Consider the following 16,213-nt stretch of genomic DNA (forward strand, 5'->3'; position numbering starts at 1 on the left):
AGCGGTGTATCAGTCGGCAACGATGCAAGTCATGAAGCCTTAAAGCAACACCGCCCCGATCAACCCGCAGACGATGCCGACCAACATGGTCAGCAGCGCCACGGTCACCAGCACCCGGGCATCGAAATCCTTGCGCAGCATCAGCAGCGACGGCAGGCTGATGCTCGGCAGCGTCATCAGCAACGCCACGGCCGGGCCAGTGCCCATACCCAGGGTCATCATCGTCTGGACGATAGGGATTTCCGCAGCGGTAGGAATCACGAACAGCGTGCCGACAATGGCCAGCGGTATCAGCCATGCCAGGCTGTTGGCCATGGCGCCATCAACATGGGGAAACAGCCAGACCCGTGCCGCGCCCAGGACCAGCACAGCCAGTACGTAGACGGGAATGGTGCTCCAGAACAACTGCCACAAGGTCCGTCCCCAACGGGCCAGGAACGGCTGCGTATCGACCTCGCTGGCCTCGGTCACGGCTTCTACGGCTGCCTCGGGTAACACTTCGGGCCGGGCGATGCGCTGGGCCACCATCGACACGCCAAACACCAGCACGATGCCCGCTACCAGCCGCAGGGCGGTGAAGCCCCAGCCCAGCACGAAGCCCATGAAGACCAGGGTCGCGGGGTTGAGTACCGGGTTGCCGATCCAGAAGGCCAGCGCCGCGCCCACCGAGACATTCTGCCGACGCATGCCGGCCGCCACCGGCGCCGCGCAGCACGAGCACATCATGCCGGGCAGGGCGAACAGCCCGCCGCGCAGGGTCGAGGCAAAACCGGCCTGGCCGAACAGGCGCAACAACCAGTCACGGGGAATCAGTACCTGCAACAGGGAGCCCAGGATCACCGCCAGCACCGCCGCTTTCCAGATCGCCAGGAAATACACCTTGGCGTAGGTCAGCGCGGCCATCAGCGGCGCGGTTTGTGCGTCGTTGAGGATCGAACCGCCGATGCTGTGGTTATCGGCGGCGACGAACGCCTTGAGGTAGTAGGGCGACCATTTGACGTAGTAGAGACCGACGCAGGCCACCAGCAGGAACAGGGCGGGTTTCCACCAGAACGACCAGCCCCGAACGGGAGCGGCAGAAGATAAAGACATGGAGAAGGTCCGGGCAACAGGGATGTGGGCGCATCATACCCTGTGGCGAGGAAGCTTGCTGTGACGACGGGGATTTCGCCGGGCTCCGCCCTGTAGGAGCTGCCGAGTGCAACGAGGTTGCGATCTTTCCACTGACAATCAAGTCTCAAGCGAAAGATCAGAATCCTGAGATCGCAAGCTTCGCCAGCTCCTGCGAAGCCCGGCGGGAGCAAGCGCCCGTGCAGCTTACGTCGGACAGGTTTCCTGCCCGTTATCCAGGCCCTGCTTGTAGCTCTGGCTGGAAAGGCTGGCCTTGCCGTTGTGCCAGGTCAGGGTCAGCACATACAGCGAATCGAAATCCCCCGACTCCCAGTCTTCGGTAATACTCTGCTCCTCGCCCACGGCCTCGCCGGCCACCTTGTTGATCAGTTCTGGCAGGTAGCCGTGGGACCATGCCGTGTAGATAGTGGCGTTGTGGTACTTGTCGTGCAGCAACTCGTCGGCCAACGCGCTGGTATCGTTGGCCGAATATTCGATATTGACCGGCAACCCGAGTTTGATCGCGCTGGGGCTGATGGTCATCAACGGACGAATATAGCTATAGGAATTGTCCCGCTCACCCTCTTCAACGTTGCGGGTCGGGTTGGCCGCGAATACGTAGTCGGCCTTGCCGAACTTTTGCGGCAGCAGGGTGGCCAGGTCGATGGCGCGATTGAGGCCCTGGCAATTGAGTTGCCCGAGGCCGCCGGCAGGCTTTTCGGCGTGGCGCAGGAACACCAGGGTCTGGATGCCATCGACCGGCTGGGCGCGACTGACGCTGGATTCCAGTGATAGCACCAGGCCGCAGACCACGAGCGATGTCGGCAATACCAGCCATGAACGGCGTTTGAGGTGTCTGGTGAACTTCAGGGGATTGATCATCGGAATATATTCTTCGGCTGTCTCAAGTCAGGCATTGAGTCAGGCTGACAAACCCTGGCACCACGAAGTCCTGGCTTCGGATGTTTTCCTTGTCATTACGCCGCTTCGATTCCTTGGGGCATTGCTCTGAGTCTCCTGAAGCCCTTTGGTTCGATCCTGCCACGGCTCTCTTCCGTGAGATGGGGTAAACATTAGCGACAGGATGTTGCGAAATTAATAACGGCCGGAGTGATTCGCGTGACGTGTTGAGTTTAGCGAATGGCCTTATTTCCACCCCTGGCGTGTTTCTTCAGCCCGTCCGGCAAACGTGAGCGTCAGCAGGGGGCATTTCCTGATGCCATCCATCCAGTCCTGAATTATGCTCCAGCATTTCCCTCTTGCCATGGAGCTCCCCATGCCCAACCTGACCCCATTCCCCATCACCCAGAAATGGCCCGCCCAATACCCCGAGTGGCTCCAGCTCTACTCTCTGCCAACCCCAACGGCGTGAAGGTCTCGATCATGCTGGAGGAAATCGGCCTGCCCTACGAGCCCCACAAGGTGGATTTCGCTAGCAACGATCAGCTTTCCCCTGAATTCCTCTCCCTCAACCCGAACAACAAGATCCCGGCGATTCTCGATCCCCATGGGCCGGGGGACCAGCCGTTGGCGTTGTTCGAGTCCGGGGCGATTCTGATCTACCTGGCGGACAAGAGTGGCCAGTTGCTGGCCCAGGAATCGGCGGCGCGCTACGAGACGATTCAGTGGCTGATGTTCCAGATGGGCGGTATCGGGCCGATGTTCGGGCAGTTGGGTTTCTTCAATAAGTTCGCCGGCAAGGACTATGAGGACAAGCGACCTCGTGACCGTTATGTCGAGGAGAGCAAGCGTTTGCTCAAGGTACTCGATGGTCGCCTGGAAGGACGCGACTGGATCATGGGCGAGCGCTACACCATTGCCGACATCGCCACGTTCCCCTGGGTGCGCAACTTGATCGGGTTCTATGAAGCCGGCGATCTGGTGGGAATCCAGAACTTCCCCAACGTCACGCGGGTGCTGGAACGCTTTCTGGCGCGGCCGGCAGTGGTTCGCGGCTTGAAGATTCCGGAATGAGCACAGCGACGACACGCCGATTCGATTTCAAGCAACTGGACGTGTTCAGCGATGTGCCGCTCAAGGGCAATCCGCTGGCGGTGGTGCTGGGGGCCGATGGGCTCAGCGATGAGCAGATGATCGCTTTTGCCAACTGGACCAACCTCAGCGAAACCACTTTCCTGTTGGCGCCGCAACATCCGGAGGCGGATTACCGGGTTCGTATTTTCAGCACCTCGACCGAATTGCCGTTTGCCGGGCATCCGACCCTGGGCAGCTGTCATGCCTGGTTGGAGGCCGGTGGCATGCCCAAAGGTCGGGAGATCGTGCAGGAATGCGGCGTCGGCCTGGTCAGGATTCGTCGCAATGAACACGGGTTGGCGTTCCTGGCTCCGCCGTTGCTCAAGTCCGGTCCGCTGGACGTTGATCTGTTGGAGCGGGTACGCAGTGGACTGAGGCTGCCCGCCGAGGCGATTGTCGACGCGCAATGGGTTGATAACGGCGCCGGTTGGCTGGCGTTGATGCTCAAGGATCGTCAGCAAGTGCTGGCGCTCAAGCCTGACTATCACCAGCTTCTGGATCTGGCGGTGGGGGTCATTGCACCTTGGAATCCGGACGTGGACGGTGATGAGGCGCAATTTGAAGTGCGGGGCTTCATCGCTGGTGATGGCATGCCCGAGGATCCGGCCACCGGCAGCCTGAATGCCGGGCTTGCCCAGTGGATGCTGGGCAAGGGGCTGGCGCCGTCGTCTTATGTGGTCAGTCAGGGCTTGACCATGGGACGTGCCGGACGGATTCATGTCGAGCGGATCGCGGAAGATGTCTGGATCGGTGGTGCGGTGGTGACCTGCATCAATGGTTCGTTGAGCTTGTGAGCGGATTATTGCCCTGCCGGTAACACTCTGTTTTCCAGGTGGCGTTTGTGCCCTGTCCAACCAGGGCATAAGCTTTGTCCCCCCTGTGATTGACCCCCATTTGCCCAGGAGTCCCATGTCCAGCCAGTTCCCCGAAGCACGTCCGCGCCGCCTGCGTCGCAATGCCAGTTTGCGCGGTCTTTTCCAGGAAACCGAGTTCACCTTGAACGACCTGGTCCTGCCGATTTTCGTCGAAGAAGAAATCGATGACTTCGTGCCGATCAAGAGCATGCCGGGCGTGGTGCGCATTCCTGAGTCGAAACTGGCCGGCGAGATCGAGCGATATGCCCGTGCGGGTATCAAGGCAGTGATGACCTTTGGTGTGTCCCATCATCTGGACAGCGACGGCAGCGACACCTGGAACGAGCGTGGCCTGGTGTCGCGCATGGCCGCGATCTGCAAGGACGCGGTACCGGAAATGATCGTGATGTCCGATACGTGTTTCTGTGAATACACCGATCACGGTCATTGCGGCGTGCTTCATGGGCATGAAGTGGACAACGACCGGACTTTGTTCAACCTGGGTCGACAAGCCGTGGCCGCGGCCCGCGCCGGTGCCGATGTCATCGCTCCGTCCGCGGCGATGGATGGACAAGTCCAGGCGATTCGCAAGGCCCTGGATGGAGCCGGTTTCAGCCAGACGGCAATCATGGCCTACTCCACCAAATTCGCCTCGGCGCTCTATGGGCCGTTCCGTGAGGCTGGTGGCAGTGCTTTGAAGGGTGACCGCAAGAGCTACCAGATGAACCCGATGAACCGTCGCGAAGCGTTGCGCGAATCCCTGCTCGATGAACAGGAAGGCGCCGATGCGCTGATGGTCAAGCCGGCCGGGGCCTACCTCGATATCATCCGTGATATCCGCCAGGCGTCGAACCTGCCGTTGTCGGCGTATCAGGTCAGTGGCGAATACGCGATGATCAAGTTCGCCGCCCAGGCCGGCGCCATCGACGAAGCCCGAGTGGTGCGTGAAAGCCTTGGCGCGATCAAGCGGGCGGGGGCGGATCTGATCTTCACCTACTTTGCGATGGACCTGGCATCGAGCGGCATCTGAGCTGCATTAACCTTTTGTGGGAGCGAGCTTGCTCGCGATAGCGGTGGGCCAGCTTGCATCGAGGGCGTCTGTGCAGCCGTCATCGCGGGCAAGCCTGGCTCCCACAGAGATTTCGGTTGTTCGCAAGATTTGTGTTCGCCATCAATACCCTTGTGGGAGCGAGCCTGCTCGCGATAGCGATGGGTCAGCTTGCATCGAGGGTGTCTGTGCCGCCGTCATCGCGGGCAAGCCTGGCTCCCACAGAGATTCCGGCTGTTCGCAAGATTTGTGTTCGCCATCAATCCCCTTGTGGGAGCGAGCCTGCTCGCGATAGCGATGGGCCAGCTTGCATCGAGGGCGTCTGTGCAGCCGTCATCGCGGGCAAGCCTGGCTCCCACAGAGATTCCGGTTGTTCGCAAGATTTGTGTTCGCCATCAATCCCCTTGTGGGAGCGAGCCTGCTCGCGATAGCGGTGGGCCAGCTTGCATCGAGGGTGTCTGTGCCGCCGTCATCGCGAGCAGGCTCACTCCCACAGAGATTTTGGCTGTTCGCAAGATTTGTGTTCGCCATCAATCCCCTTGTGGGAGCGAGCCTGCTCGCGATAGCGGTGGGTCAGCTTGCATCGAGGGTGTCTGTGCCGCCGTCATCGCGAGCGGGCTCGCTCCCACAGAGATTCCGGTTGTTCGCAAGATTTGTGTTCGCCATCAATCCCCTTGTGGGAGCGAGCCTGCTCGCGATAGCGGTGGGCCAGCTTGCATCAATGGTGTTTGTGCCGCCGTCTTCGCGAGCAGGCTCGCTCCCACATGGGTTTTGCGGTGGTTATTGAGCCGGTTTATTCATGTGTGGACGACCGAACGTAGCCTGTCCCCGCTTTTGATCGTATGGTGCTCTGGAGTACAAACATGATGGAGCCCTATGTCTTTCAATCAATGGTTGTTCATCCTCCCGGCGCTGTTGGTCCTGGCTGGTTGCGGCAGTCGTCAGGTCCGGGAGCCTGAACGCCAGCCTGCCGAGGTCAAGGCGCAGATCGTGCGGTTGTTGCCGGCCAGGACCGTGGATCGCAAAGGTTGGGCCACGGATATCTATGTTGCGTTTGCCGCGCAGCAGATCCCGCCTACGACGCAGAATATCTGTTCGGTGCTGGCTGTCGCTGAGCAAGAGTCGACGTTCCAGGCCGATCCCACGGTGCCGGGACTGGGCAAGATTGCCCGGCAGGAGATCGACCACCGTGCGGCGAAGCTGCATATCCCCGAAATTCTGGTCAGCGCGGCGCTTCAGGTACGTTCATCCAATGGCAAGAGCTACAGCGACCGGCTTGCCGCGGTGCGCAGCGAGAAGGAGCTGAGCGGCATTTTCGATGATTTCATTGGCATGGTGCCGCTGGGTAAAACGCTGTTCGACGGCTTCAACCCGGTGCACACCGGCGGGCCGATGCAGGTCAGTATCGCCTTCGCCCAGGCCAATGCCCGAAATTATCCCTATACGGTGGAGGGTTCGATTCGCCAGGAAGTGTTCAGCCGTCGCGGGGGGATGTACTTCGGCATTGCGCATTTGTTGGGGTATCCGGTGAGTTACACCGAGCCGCTGTATCGCTTCGCCGATTTCAATGCCGGTTGGTACGCCAGCCGCAACGCGGCCTTCCAACATGCAGTGAGTCGTGCCTCAGGCATTTCCCTGGCACTCGACGGTGACCTGATCCTGCATGACTCCATCATGCCCGGCAGCACGGAATTGGCGGTGCGCACGCTGGGGAAATCCTTGGGAATGCGCAACCCGACGATTCGCGATCAGTTGGAGCTGGGCGACAGCCTGGCGTTCGAGGACAGCAAACTCTACAAGCGCGTTTTTGAACTGGCCGAAAAGGCCGAGGGTAAGCCGTTACCCCGCGCTGTGTTGCCGGGGATTGTGCTCAAGAGCCCGAAAATCACCCGCAAGCTGACCACCGCATGGTTTGCCAAGCGCGTGGATGAGCGCTATCAGCGGTGCATGGCGCGATCGGCGGGACGGTAGCGATCAGCGACCATGAAAAAAGCCCGGTGGATAAGACCGGGCTTTTGTCGGGCAGAGCAGGGCGGCAAGTCATGCGCGGTTCTGGGTCAAGCGATCGGAACCACCTTCAGCGACGCGGTTTTCGATCAGGCGATCGGAACCACCTTCAGCGACGCGGTTTTCGATCAGGCGATCGGAACCACCTTCAGCGACGCGGTTTTCGATCAGGCGATCGGAACCACCTTCAGCGACGCGGTTTTCGATCAGGCGATCGGAACCACCTTCAGCGACGCGGTTTTCGATCAGGCGATCGGAACCACCTTCAGCGACGCGGTTTTCAATCAAACGATCGGAACCACCTTCAGCGACGCGGTTTTCGATCAAACGATCGGAACCACCTTCAGCGACGCGATTCTCGATCAGGCGATCGGAACCACCTTCAGCGACGCGGTTTTCAATCAAACGATCGGAACCACCTTCAGCGACGCGATTCTCGATCAAGCGATCGGAGCCACCTTCAGCGACGCGGTTCTGGTTCAGGCGATCCGAACCGCCTTCGGCAACGCGATTTTCAATCAGTCGATCCGAGCCACCTTCGGCGATGACCGTATGGGAAGAAGCGGCGAATACGTTGGCTGCCAGAACCGAGAAAGCGAGGCTGAGGATGATTTGGCGTTTCATGATGGTGTGCTCCGGGGATGCAGTGGGTTTGTGTGGGGCTATTGTTGCGTCGGGCAGTCATCATGAGAACTTCATTGACGTGATGATGAACATCGACGGCAGTGATAGCTGGTCGATGTGCAGGTCGTCCATGGAGTGGAACATCGGGCGTGCGCAGGGTTCTATCGACTGTACCTTCCCGGGAGGCAGGCTTATGTATCAGTTATTCGGCTACCGGCAATCCGGTTCTTCGGCGGTGGAGATCGCCTTGTGTCTATGTGGTGTGCCGTATCGCCGGGTCGATGCCTATTCGACCGAAGACAATGACGCGGCCAAGGCACTCGAGGCGTTGAATCCTCAGAAACAGGTTCCGACCTTGCAGATGCCGGACGGCTCGGTGCTGACTGAAGCCGCGGCCATCCTGATCCACCTCGGGCTGACCTATCCGGAATCGAAGTTGCTGCCCGACGACCCGGCCCAGCGTGCGCAAGCCATACGGGGCCTGGTCTACATTGCCGCCAATTGCTACACGCCCATCGGTATCATCGATTTTCCGGAGCGCTGGCTGGCCGAGGCGGATGAGGCGACCCGGCAGCAATTGGTCTCGGGCACGAAGCAGCGCTTGTATCGCAACTGGGCGTTGTTTGCCGATCAGTTTCCGGCGCAGCCCTTCTTCAGCGGCGCTGAACCGGGAGCGCTGGATATTCTGGCTGCGGTGATTACCAAGTGGGCCGGAACGCGTGAGGCGATGCTCAGTGCGCGACCGCAATTCCATGCCGTGCTGGAGTGCATCGACCAGCATCCGCGTGTGGCCCCGGTGCTGTCACTGCATTGGCCTTCGTAGGCGTGCCCGAAAGGTCATGGACATGCCTTTCGAGTGGCAGCCTGGGCGACGAGGTCGACGAGCTGCCGGACATTATTCTGGTGGGCCATCACCACCTCGTCGAGGCTGTTTCCGGCAGACGTCTGCAGGTGGCTGCGGCAAGTGAAGGCGTGGGCTTCGTCGCTGAGGTTGCGCAGGCGCCATTGCACGTCCATGCGGGCGTACTGGCCTGGGACCGAATCGAAGCGCTGTACGTCTACCCGCAGTAACACCCTGGGCGCGCCGGGATTGCTCAGTTGTTCTTCCAGGCTGCTACGCAGCTCATCCGCCAGGCTCGCGCCCCACCATTCGGTCTCTAGGATTGCCAATCCGCTGTTGCCTTGGCGAATGACCATCTGGGGACGATCCACCTGAGGCGGGACACTGACCTGCTCGATCCGGATGTCGATGCTGGAGAGGGGGGTACCCGTCGGTTGGACCGGGCTCAGGGTGTGGTAATGAATCGGATCGCTGCGGCAGGCGCCAAGCAGCAGCGCCACGGCGACCAGGGTCAGTTTCAGCATCGGCGGCATGGCGCGTGCTCCTGTGATCATTCTTTCACCGGGAATGTGAGAGGGGCGTCCTTGGGGCGCCCGCGTAGCAGCGATTCGGGATGACGGCTCAAGTAGTCGGACAGTTCACGCAGCGAGCGCGACATGCGCCCGAGGTCGTCGAGGGTCTGGGTCAACTGTTCGCGCTGTGGCGAGTCTTCGGCCAGCGTGGCATTGGCCGATTGCAGGGTCTTGCTGACGTCTTGCAAGGTGTTCTGCACGCCTGGCAGGGTCTTGCCGTTGAATTGCTTCAAGCCTTTGCGCAACTCTACGAGGTTGCCATCCAGGTTGCTGGCGATGCTTTCCAGCGGCAGCTTGTTGATCCGCTCGACCACCGACTGCAGTTGTTCCTGCAACTGTTGCAGGCTGCCGGGGATGGTCGGGATGCGGACGGGGCGAGCGCTGGGGTCGAAAGCGACTTTTTCAGCCTTGGGGTAGAAGTCCAGGGAAATGTATAACTGCCCGGTCAGCAGACTGCCGCTGCGGGCCTGGGCGCGCAGGCCACGTTCGACGAAACTGCCGATCAGGCGGGCCGAGGCGGCTTCGTCTTCGGGGTCGTGATTAAGCGTCTTGAGCAGTTTCTCGTGGGCTTTGCCCAGGCGCTGGGGATAGATCACCACGCCGACGTTAACTGGAAAACTGCGTTGTTTCTCGTCGAAATCCAGGTTGATGGCAACGACCCTGCCGACTTCCACACCGAGGAATTCCACCGGCGCGTCGACCTTCAAACCCCGCAGCGCCTGGTCGAAACGCAGCGCCAGGTACTGCGCCTTGCCACTGGGCGGCGCCAGGGCGCTTTGCTGGTTGGCGAACAGTTCGTAGTTCTTGTCTTCGGCCGCCGGTGTGTCGTTGGGGCTGTATTCCGGTGCCCTGAAGGCGATGCCGCCGACCAGCAATGCCGAGAGCGACTCGGTCCTGACCGCGAAGCCATTGGCGCCGACATTCAGGTCCACGCCACTGACGTTCCAGAATCGGGTGTTTTCGGTGACATAGGCATCGTTCGGTGCGTTGATGAACACTTCGATATTGACGCCCTTGCCGTCGGCGTCCAGCCCGTAGGACACCACCTGGCCCACCGGGATCTTGCGCAGGTACACCGGCGAGCCGATGTCCAGCGAACCGAGGTCCTGGGAGTGCAGGGTAAAGCGCTTGCCCGGTTCGCCGTAGGTGATCGGCGGCGGTGCCTCGAGGCCGGTGAACGACTTGGCGCGTACTTTCGAGTGCCCGGCGTCGGCCCCGATGAAGTCCCCGGACAGCAATGTGTCGATCCCGGAAATGCCGCCAGCACCGATGCGCGGCCGGACCACCCAGAACACCGAATCTTCGTGGGTGAACGTATCGGCGTTCTTGGCCAGCTTGACCGTGGCGGTGACGTTCTTCTGGTCGTCGCTCAACTGCACGTCCGTGACCTGGCCGATCACCACGTTACGGTATTTCACCGCGGTCTTGTTGGCGGTCAGGCCTTCGCCAGTCTTGAAGGTAATGGTGATGGTCGGGCCTTCCTGCAGCCAGTTGTGGATCACCAGGGACAGGCCCACCAGCACCGCGATGATCGGCACGACCCACACCAGCGACACCGACCAGCGACGACTGGTGACGTGGGCGCGACCCGGCGTGGGTTGTTGCCCGTCAGTGGCTTGCGATTTCATCCATGGCCTCCTCCGATGGTGATGGGGTATCCCAGATCAGCCGTGGATCGAAACTCATGGCCGACAACATGGTGAACAGTACGACGAGGCCGAAGAACAGGATTCCCGGTCGCGGTTCGATATCGCTCAGTGCCTGGAACTTCACCAGCGCCGCCACCAGGGCCACCACCAACACGTCGAGCATCGACCAGTAGCCGATGACTTCCACCAGCCGGTACAGCTTGGCCCGCTGGAGCTGGGCCCAGCTGCTGCGCCGTTGCACGGTGACCAGCAGCAGCGTCAGTACCACGAACTTGATGCCGGGCACGGCGATGCTGGCGATGAAGATGATCAGGGCGATGTCCCAGGCACCGCTGCGCCAGAATTCGATCACGCCGCTGATGATCGTGCTGTCGGCGCCATCCCCGAGCATCCGGGTGTTCATCACCGGCAGCAGGTTGGCCGGAATATAGAACACCAGCGCGGCCAGCATGTAGGCCCAGGTGCGGGTGAGGGCATCGGGTTTGCGTCGGTGCAGGGGGGCGTCGCAGCGCGGGCAGGTCTGGGGCTCGTCGGTCATGTCGCAGGCCAGGCCGCAGCCGTGGCACAGGCACAGGTCCAGATCACTGGCCTGAGGCGGGGTATCCTGCGGTTTGCCGTTCACAGGCTGCTCCACAGGTCGCGTACATCGCGCCCGGCAATACGGATCATCAGCAGGCTCAAGGCCGCCAGGGCGAACAGACCGATGCCCGGCAGCACGTCGAGCATCCCCGCGAGTTTGATCACCGCCACCAGCGCACCCAGCAGGCAGACCTCCAGCATGCTCCACGGCCGCAGCGTTTCCAGGCTGCGCATGCACAGGTTGAACCCCGGCGCACGGCGATTGGCGTACGCATGGCCCAGCACCCAGAGCAGCAGGGCCAATTGCAGGACCGGCGCGATGATGATCGCCACCGCCGCCACCAGGGCGATGAAGGTGATGGGCCCCTGACTCAGGGCCACGATGGAGTCCCACAGGGTGGCGCTGTTGCTCAGGCCCTGGAAGCGGATGCTCATCACCGGGTAGACGTTGGCGAAGGCCCACAACACGGCGGCCGTCACGCTCAAGGCCAGGCGTTTTTCGATGGTCAGGCCGTTATAGCGCTGGATCACCGCGCCACATCGCACGCACGAGGCTTTCTGATGCGGGACGAGCTCCACCGGCTCGTACACCGCATCACAATGTTCGCAAATGATCAGTCGCTCGGAGTCGGCCATCAGGGTGCTCGGGCAGGGACAACCCCTTCAATATAGAAGTGGGTTGGGAATGAGCAACCTGGCGAGCCGATCATTCGCCGCGAATGTATTGCTCCAGTTGCTGGATCAGGTTCGCCTGTTCGGCAATGGCTTCCTTGACCAGGTCACCGATGGACAGCAGGCCGACGAGCTTGCCGTCATCCACCACCGGCAAATGCCGCAGGTGCTTTTCGGTCATGATGCTCAGGCAGGTCTCGACGGTCTGGTGCGGATCGATGGTGATCACGGGGGATACCATGATATCGCTGACTTTCGTGCCCACCGAGGAGCGGCCGTGCAAGACCATCTTGCGCGCATAGTCACGCTCGCTGATGATCCCCAGCACTTCATCGTTCTTCACCACCAACAAGGCGCCGACGTTTTTCTCGGCCATGCGCATCAGGGCCTGCAACACCATGTCGTCCGGTGAAATGGTGTGCACATGCTGGTTCTTCTCGTCCTTCATCCGGAGCAACTGCGCGACGGTTTTCATTGGGAAGCCTCGGGGGTGTTTTTGCAGGTGTTGTTAAAGAATCGTAGACCCGGCGGCGCAGGGCAAGCGGTAAAACGGCGGCCAGTCGTCCAAAAACGCCATCGGCGGTGAATTTATCATTGTGGCGAGGGGATTTAGCGAAACGTCGCACCGCCCCGCTGGGGTGCGAAGCAGCCCCAAAACAGTCGACGCGATTAACCTGACACACTGAGTTAGCGGGCTTTAGGGCTGCTCTGCACCCCAGCGGGGATAAATCCCCTCGCCACACAGGTTCGCTGTTTGTCTGGGAGATGGCGGTAGAATCTCCCCTTCACGCAAGATTCGAGGTTACCGCGGTGGATTTACAGCAGGGCTTCGTCCTGACCCGGCATTGGCGCGATACCCCGGCGGGCACCGAAGTCGAATTCTGGCTGGCGACAGACGCCGGGCCGCGGCGCGTGCGGCTGGCGGTGCAGCCGTCGGTGGCGTTCGTGCCGCAGCTCCAGCGTGGCCAGGTCGAAGCCCTGCTGCAAGGGGAGAAGGACATCGAACTGCGCCCCCTCGACCTGCTGGATTTCGAGCATCGACCGGTGCTGGGCCTGTATTGCCGCCAGCATGCCCAACTGATGCGCCTGGACACGACCTTGCGGCGTGCGGGCGTGGAGGTGTTCGAGGCCGATATCCGACCACCTGAGCGCTACCTGATGGAGCGCTTCATCACCGCGCCGGTCTGGTTCAGTGGTACGCCGGGCGCCGACGGCCTGTTGCTGGACGCGCAGATGAAACCGGCTCCCGAATACCGTCCGGCATTGCGCCTGGTGTCCCTGGACATCGAGACCACGGCCCAGGGTGAACTGTATTCCATCGCCCTGGAAGGCTGCGGCGAACGCCAGGTCTACATGCTCGGCCCACCCAATGGCGACGATAGCGGCGTGGATTTCCAGCTCGAATACTGTGAGTCCCGCACGCTGCTGCTGAAGAAACTCAACGACTGGTTCGCCCGTTTCGACCCCGACGCAATCATCGGCTGGAATCTGGTGCAGTTCGATCTGCGCGTACTGCACGAACATGCCCGGCGGCTGGCCGTGCCGTTGCGCCTGGGGCGAGGCGGGGAGGAGATGCAGTGGCGCGAACACGGTGCGCGCAACAACCACTTTTTTGCCTCGGCGGCCGGTCGGTTGATCATCGACGGCATCGAGTCCCTGCGCTCGGCCACCTGGAGCTTCCCTTCGTTCAGCCTGGAAAACGTCGCTCAGACGCTGTTGGGGGAGGGCAAGGCCATCGGCACCCCTTACCAGCGCATGGACGAGATCAACCGCATGTTCGCCGAGGACAAGCCGGCCCTGGCCCGCTATAACCTCAAGGACTGCGAGTTGGTGACGCGGATCTTCGCCAAGACCGAACTGCTCAAGTTCCTGCTGGAGCGGGCCAGCGTCACCGGCCTGCCGGCGGACCGCAGCGGCGGTTCGGTGGCGGCCTTCACGCACCTGTACATGCCGCTGATGCACCGCCAGGGGTTCGTTGCCCCGAATCTTGGCCAGCGCCCGCCCCAGGCCAGCCCGGGCGGCTTTGTCATGGACTCCCAGCCCGGGCTCTACGAGTCGGTCCTGGTGCTGGACTACAAGAGCCTGTATCCGTCGATCATCCGCACCTTCCTCATCGATCCGGTGGGCCTGATCGAAGGCCTGCGCCACCCTGACGATAGCGAGTCGGTGCCAGGCTTTCGCGGCGCACGGTTCTCGCGCACCCGCCATTGTCTGCCGTCCATCGTGGCGCGGGTTGCCGAAGGCCGGGAAACCGCCAAGCGCGAACACAACGCGCCGCTGTCCCAGGCCTTGAAGATCATCATGAACGCCTTCTACGGCGTCCTCGGCTCCAGCGGCTGTCGTTTCTTCGACCCACGGCTGGCCTCATCCATCACCTTGCGCGGCCACCAGATCATGCAGCAGACCCGGCAACTGATAGAAGCCCGGGGGCATGTGGTGATCTATGGCGATACCGATTCCACCTTCGTCTGGCTGCGCCGGGCCCATGGCCAGGAAGAGGCCGCCAGCATCGGTCGTGAATTGGTGGCGCACGTCAACCAGTGGTGGCGCGAATACGTGCATGAGACGTTCGGGTTGCAGAGCGCGTTGGAGCTGCAGTTCGAAACCCACTTCAAGCGTTTCCTGATGCCGACGATTCGTGGCGCCGAGGAAGGCAGCAAGAAACGCTACGCCGGGCTGGTGACCCGTGCCGACGGCAGCGACGAAATCGTCTACAAGGGGCTGGAGGCGGTGCGCACCGATTGGTCGCCGCTGGCCCGGCAGTTCCAGCAGGAACTGTACGAGCGAATCTTCCATCGCAAGCCTTATCAGGATTACGTGCGCGACTATGTCCAGCAGACCCTCGCCGGGGCGTTCGATGAGCGACTGGTCTACCGCAAGCGCTTGCGTCGGCCGCTGGATGACTACGAGCGCAATGTCCCGCCCCACGTGCGAGCGGCGCGGATTGCCGACGAGTTCAACCAGCGCCAGGGCCGCCCGCGGCAATACCAGAACGGTGGCTGGATCAGCTACGTCATCACCGTCGCCGGCCCCGAGCCCCTGGAAACCCGCAGCGCCGCCATCGACTACGACCACTACGTGAGCAAACAGCTGCAACCGGTGGCGGATGCGATCCTGCCCTTCGTGGGGGACGATTTCCTGACCTTGGTGGGCGGGCAGATGGGCTTGTTCTGAGGGCCTTGGCCCGTCAAACCCATGACGAAAGGGTGATGACGGCGAGCGGCAGGGCAAGCGCGGCGAGCAATGTCTGGCCCGCGATGATGCCGGCCATCAGCGGCGCATCACCGCCCATTTGCCGGGCCATGATGTAGGACGACGATGCCGTCGGCAGGGATTGGAAAAGCAGGACGGCAATCGCTGCATCGCCCCGCAGGCCGATCAGGCGGCAGGCGATCAAGGTCACGGCTGGCATGATCACGAATTTTGTGATCGAGGACATTCCGATCGGCTTCAACCAGCTGCGCGCCGTTTTCAAGTCCAGAGCCGCCCCGACACACAGCAGGCCCAGGGGCAACGATGCCTGGCCGAGCGCCTTGAGCACGGCCTCCGGTCCACGAGGTATGCCGACCCCTGTCCCTTGCAGGAGGATGCCGGCCAGGCACGCCATTATCAGTGGGTTCGTTGCCAATTGCCTGGCGATGAGCTTGAGCGGCAAGCGTCCCCCTGGACCGAAGCGGGCGAATACCAGCACGCAGAGGATATTGACCGTCGGCACGATCGCCGCGTTGGCCACCGCTGCCAAGGTAATGCCGGATGCACCGAACAGCCCGGCGGCCGCGGACACCCCCACATAATTATTGAAGCGCACGCCGCCCTGGAAGACCGAGGTGAAAGCCGCGTCATTACCTGGAAAAAGACCTCGCGAACTCACCAGCAATACCGCCACCGTGACGGTCGACAACACCAGCGCCAGGATCATCCCGCCCACCGGGACATCATCGAGCCGGGCGGTCGCCAGGCCATGGACGAACAGCGACGGCAACAGCACGTAGTAGCCCAGCCGCTCGGCCTGCGGCCAGAAACTGTCGGCCAGGAAATTCGAGTGCTTGAGCCAGGCGCCCAGGGCGATCAACAAGGCAATGGGAAAGAGGGCAAGCAGCAACGCCAGGGTCATCTTGCATTCACCGATCAATCAAGAAGAACAACGTCTTTTCAAGGCTGCTGTACAGCCCACGGGTTTGCATTATTCCTTCGAGGGATAGTGAATAAAAAGCGATAATAAA

General features: G+C 61.6%; 14 protein-coding genes and 1 pseudogene. 7 read left to right on the forward strand and 8 right to left on the reverse strand.

Annotated elements, in window-relative coordinates:
- Positions 1-39: 39 nt before the first annotated feature.
- Positions 40-1,092, reverse strand: a complete 1,053-nt coding sequence (locus LOY35_RS10120; RefSeq protein WP_258632179.1) for a permease — start codon at positions 1,090-1,092, stop codon at positions 40-42.
- Positions 1,093-1,317: 225 nt separating this feature from the next.
- Positions 1,318-1,992 carry a histidine phosphatase family protein gene (locus LOY35_RS10125; RefSeq protein WP_258632180.1) on the reverse strand — a complete coding sequence of 225 codons (675 nt, stop codon included), beginning with the start codon at positions 1,990-1,992 and terminating at the stop codon, positions 1,318-1,320.
- Positions 1,993-2,386: 394 nt separating this feature from the next.
- Here LOY35_RS10125 and LOY35_RS10130 point away from each other — a divergent pair.
- The 6 genes and pseudogenes from LOY35_RS10130 to LOY35_RS10155 all read left to right on the forward strand — a co-directional run bounded on the left by LOY35_RS10130 (position 2,387) and on the right by LOY35_RS10155 (position 8,500).
- Positions 2,387-3,084 (forward strand): annotated as a pseudogene (locus LOY35_RS10130) (glutathione S-transferase family protein).
- Positions 3,081-3,938 (forward strand): PhzF family phenazine biosynthesis protein, encoded by an 858-nt coding sequence (locus LOY35_RS10135; protein WP_258632181.1) that lies wholly within the window; start codon positions 3,081-3,083, stop codon positions 3,936-3,938. The pseudogene LOY35_RS10130 and the gene LOY35_RS10135 overlap by 4 nt, the downstream one beginning before the upstream one ends.
- A 115-nt stretch (positions 3,939-4,053) precedes the next feature.
- The gene (hemB, locus tag LOY35_RS10140) at positions 4,054-5,028 is read left to right on the forward strand and encodes a porphobilinogen synthase (protein WP_258632182.1); all 975 of its coding nucleotides are present in this window, start codon (positions 4,054-4,056) and stop codon (positions 5,026-5,028) included.
- An 894-nt stretch (positions 5,029-5,922) separates the two neighbouring features.
- The gene (locus tag LOY35_RS10145) at positions 5,923-7,017 is read left to right on the forward strand and encodes a DUF1615 domain-containing protein (protein WP_258632183.1); all 1,095 of its coding nucleotides are present in this window, start codon (positions 5,923-5,925) and stop codon (positions 7,015-7,017) included.
- 12 nt (positions 7,018-7,029) lie between these two features.
- A complete protein-coding gene (locus LOY35_RS28530) occupies positions 7,030-7,743 on the forward strand; it encodes a pentapeptide repeat-containing protein (RefSeq protein ID WP_258632185.1) in 714 nt (237 codons plus the stop codon).
- Positions 7,744-7,870: 127 nt separating this feature from the next.
- Positions 7,871-8,500, forward strand: a complete 630-nt coding sequence (locus tag LOY35_RS10155) for a glutathione S-transferase family protein (protein ID WP_258632186.1) — start codon at positions 7,871-7,873, stop codon at positions 8,498-8,500.
- 14 nt (positions 8,501-8,514) lie between these two features.
- On the opposite strand, the gene LOY35_RS10160 is transcribed toward LOY35_RS10155, so the two are convergent.
- The 5 genes from LOY35_RS10160 to LOY35_RS10180 all read right to left on the reverse strand — a co-directional run bounded on the left by LOY35_RS10160 (position 8,515) and on the right by LOY35_RS10180 (position 12,465).
- Complete coding sequence (locus LOY35_RS10160; RefSeq protein WP_258632187.1) at positions 8,515-9,051, reverse strand: membrane integrity-associated transporter subunit PqiC; 537 nt, start codon at positions 9,049-9,051, stop codon at positions 8,515-8,517.
- 17 nt (positions 9,052-9,068) lie between these two features.
- Complete coding sequence (locus tag LOY35_RS10165; RefSeq protein ID WP_258632189.1) at positions 9,069-10,718, reverse strand: intermembrane transport protein PqiB; 1,650 nt, start codon at positions 10,716-10,718, stop codon at positions 9,069-9,071.
- Positions 10,699-11,361, reverse strand: a complete 663-nt coding sequence (locus LOY35_RS10170) for a paraquat-inducible protein A (RefSeq protein WP_258632190.1) — start codon at positions 11,359-11,361, stop codon at positions 10,699-10,701. The genes LOY35_RS10165 and LOY35_RS10170 overlap by 20 nt, the downstream gene beginning before the upstream one ends.
- Entirely contained in the window at positions 11,358-11,954 is a 597-nt protein-coding gene (locus LOY35_RS10175) for a paraquat-inducible protein A (RefSeq protein WP_258632192.1), read from the reverse strand. The genes LOY35_RS10170 and LOY35_RS10175 overlap by 4 nt, the downstream gene beginning before the upstream one ends.
- Before the next feature lie 70 nt (positions 11,955-12,024).
- On the reverse strand, positions 12,025-12,465 hold the full coding sequence (locus tag LOY35_RS10180) for a CBS domain-containing protein (RefSeq protein WP_041020645.1): 441 nt from the start codon (positions 12,463-12,465) through the stop codon (positions 12,025-12,027).
- Positions 12,466-12,800: 335 nt separating this feature from the next.
- Between LOY35_RS10180 and LOY35_RS10185 the strand changes: the two genes are divergently transcribed.
- Positions 12,801-15,164 carry a DNA polymerase II gene (locus LOY35_RS10185; RefSeq protein ID WP_258632194.1) on the forward strand — a complete coding sequence of 788 codons (2,364 nt, stop codon included), beginning with the start codon at positions 12,801-12,803 and terminating at the stop codon, positions 15,162-15,164.
- Positions 15,165-15,177: 13 nt separating this feature from the next.
- On the opposite strand, the gene LOY35_RS10190 is transcribed toward LOY35_RS10185, so the two are convergent.
- Entirely contained in the window at positions 15,178-16,104 is a 927-nt protein-coding gene (locus LOY35_RS10190) for an AEC family transporter (protein ID WP_258632195.1), read from the reverse strand.
- Between the last annotated feature and the right edge of the window lie 109 nt (positions 16,105-16,213).

Source organism: Pseudomonas sp. B21-028 (assembly GCF_024749045.1).
Lineage (GTDB): Bacteria > Pseudomonadota > Gammaproteobacteria > Pseudomonadales > Pseudomonadaceae > Aquipseudomonas.

Coding starts and splice junctions, on each gene's coding strand:
- LOY35_RS10120 (WP_258632179.1), bottom strand. CDS start 1,092: ATGTCTTTATCTTCTGCCGCTCCCGTTCGGGGCTGGTCGTTCTGGTGG.
- LOY35_RS10125 (WP_258632180.1), bottom strand. CDS start 1,992: ATGATCAATCCCCTGAAGTTCACCAGACACCTCAAACGCCGTTCATGG.
- LOY35_RS10135 (WP_258632181.1), top strand. CDS start 3,081: ATGAGCACAGCGACGACACGCCGATTCGATTTCAAGCAACTGGACGTG.
- hemB (WP_258632182.1), top strand. CDS start 4,054: ATGTCCAGCCAGTTCCCCGAAGCACGTCCGCGCCGCCTGCGTCGCAAT.
- LOY35_RS10145 (WP_258632183.1), top strand. CDS start 5,923: ATGTCTTTCAATCAATGGTTGTTCATCCTCCCGGCGCTGTTGGTCCTG.
- LOY35_RS28530 (WP_258632185.1), top strand. CDS start 7,030: ATGAAAAAAGCCCGGTGGATAAGACCGGGCTTTTGTCGGGCAGAGCAG.
- LOY35_RS10155 (WP_258632186.1), top strand. CDS start 7,871: ATGTATCAGTTATTCGGCTACCGGCAATCCGGTTCTTCGGCGGTGGAG.
- LOY35_RS10160 (WP_258632187.1), bottom strand. CDS start 9,051: ATGCCGCCGATGCTGAAACTGACCCTGGTCGCCGTGGCGCTGCTGCTT.
- LOY35_RS10165 (WP_258632189.1), bottom strand. CDS start 10,718: ATGAAATCGCAAGCCACTGACGGGCAACAACCCACGCCGGGTCGCGCC.
- LOY35_RS10175 (WP_258632192.1), bottom strand. CDS start 11,954: ATGGCCGACTCCGAGCGACTGATCATTTGCGAACATTGTGATGCGGTG.
- LOY35_RS10180 (WP_041020645.1), bottom strand. CDS start 12,465: ATGAAAACCGTCGCGCAGTTGCTCCGGATGAAGGACGAGAAGAACCAG.
- LOY35_RS10190 (WP_258632195.1), bottom strand. CDS start 16,104: ATGACCCTGGCGTTGCTGCTTGCCCTCTTTCCCATTGCCTTGTTGATC.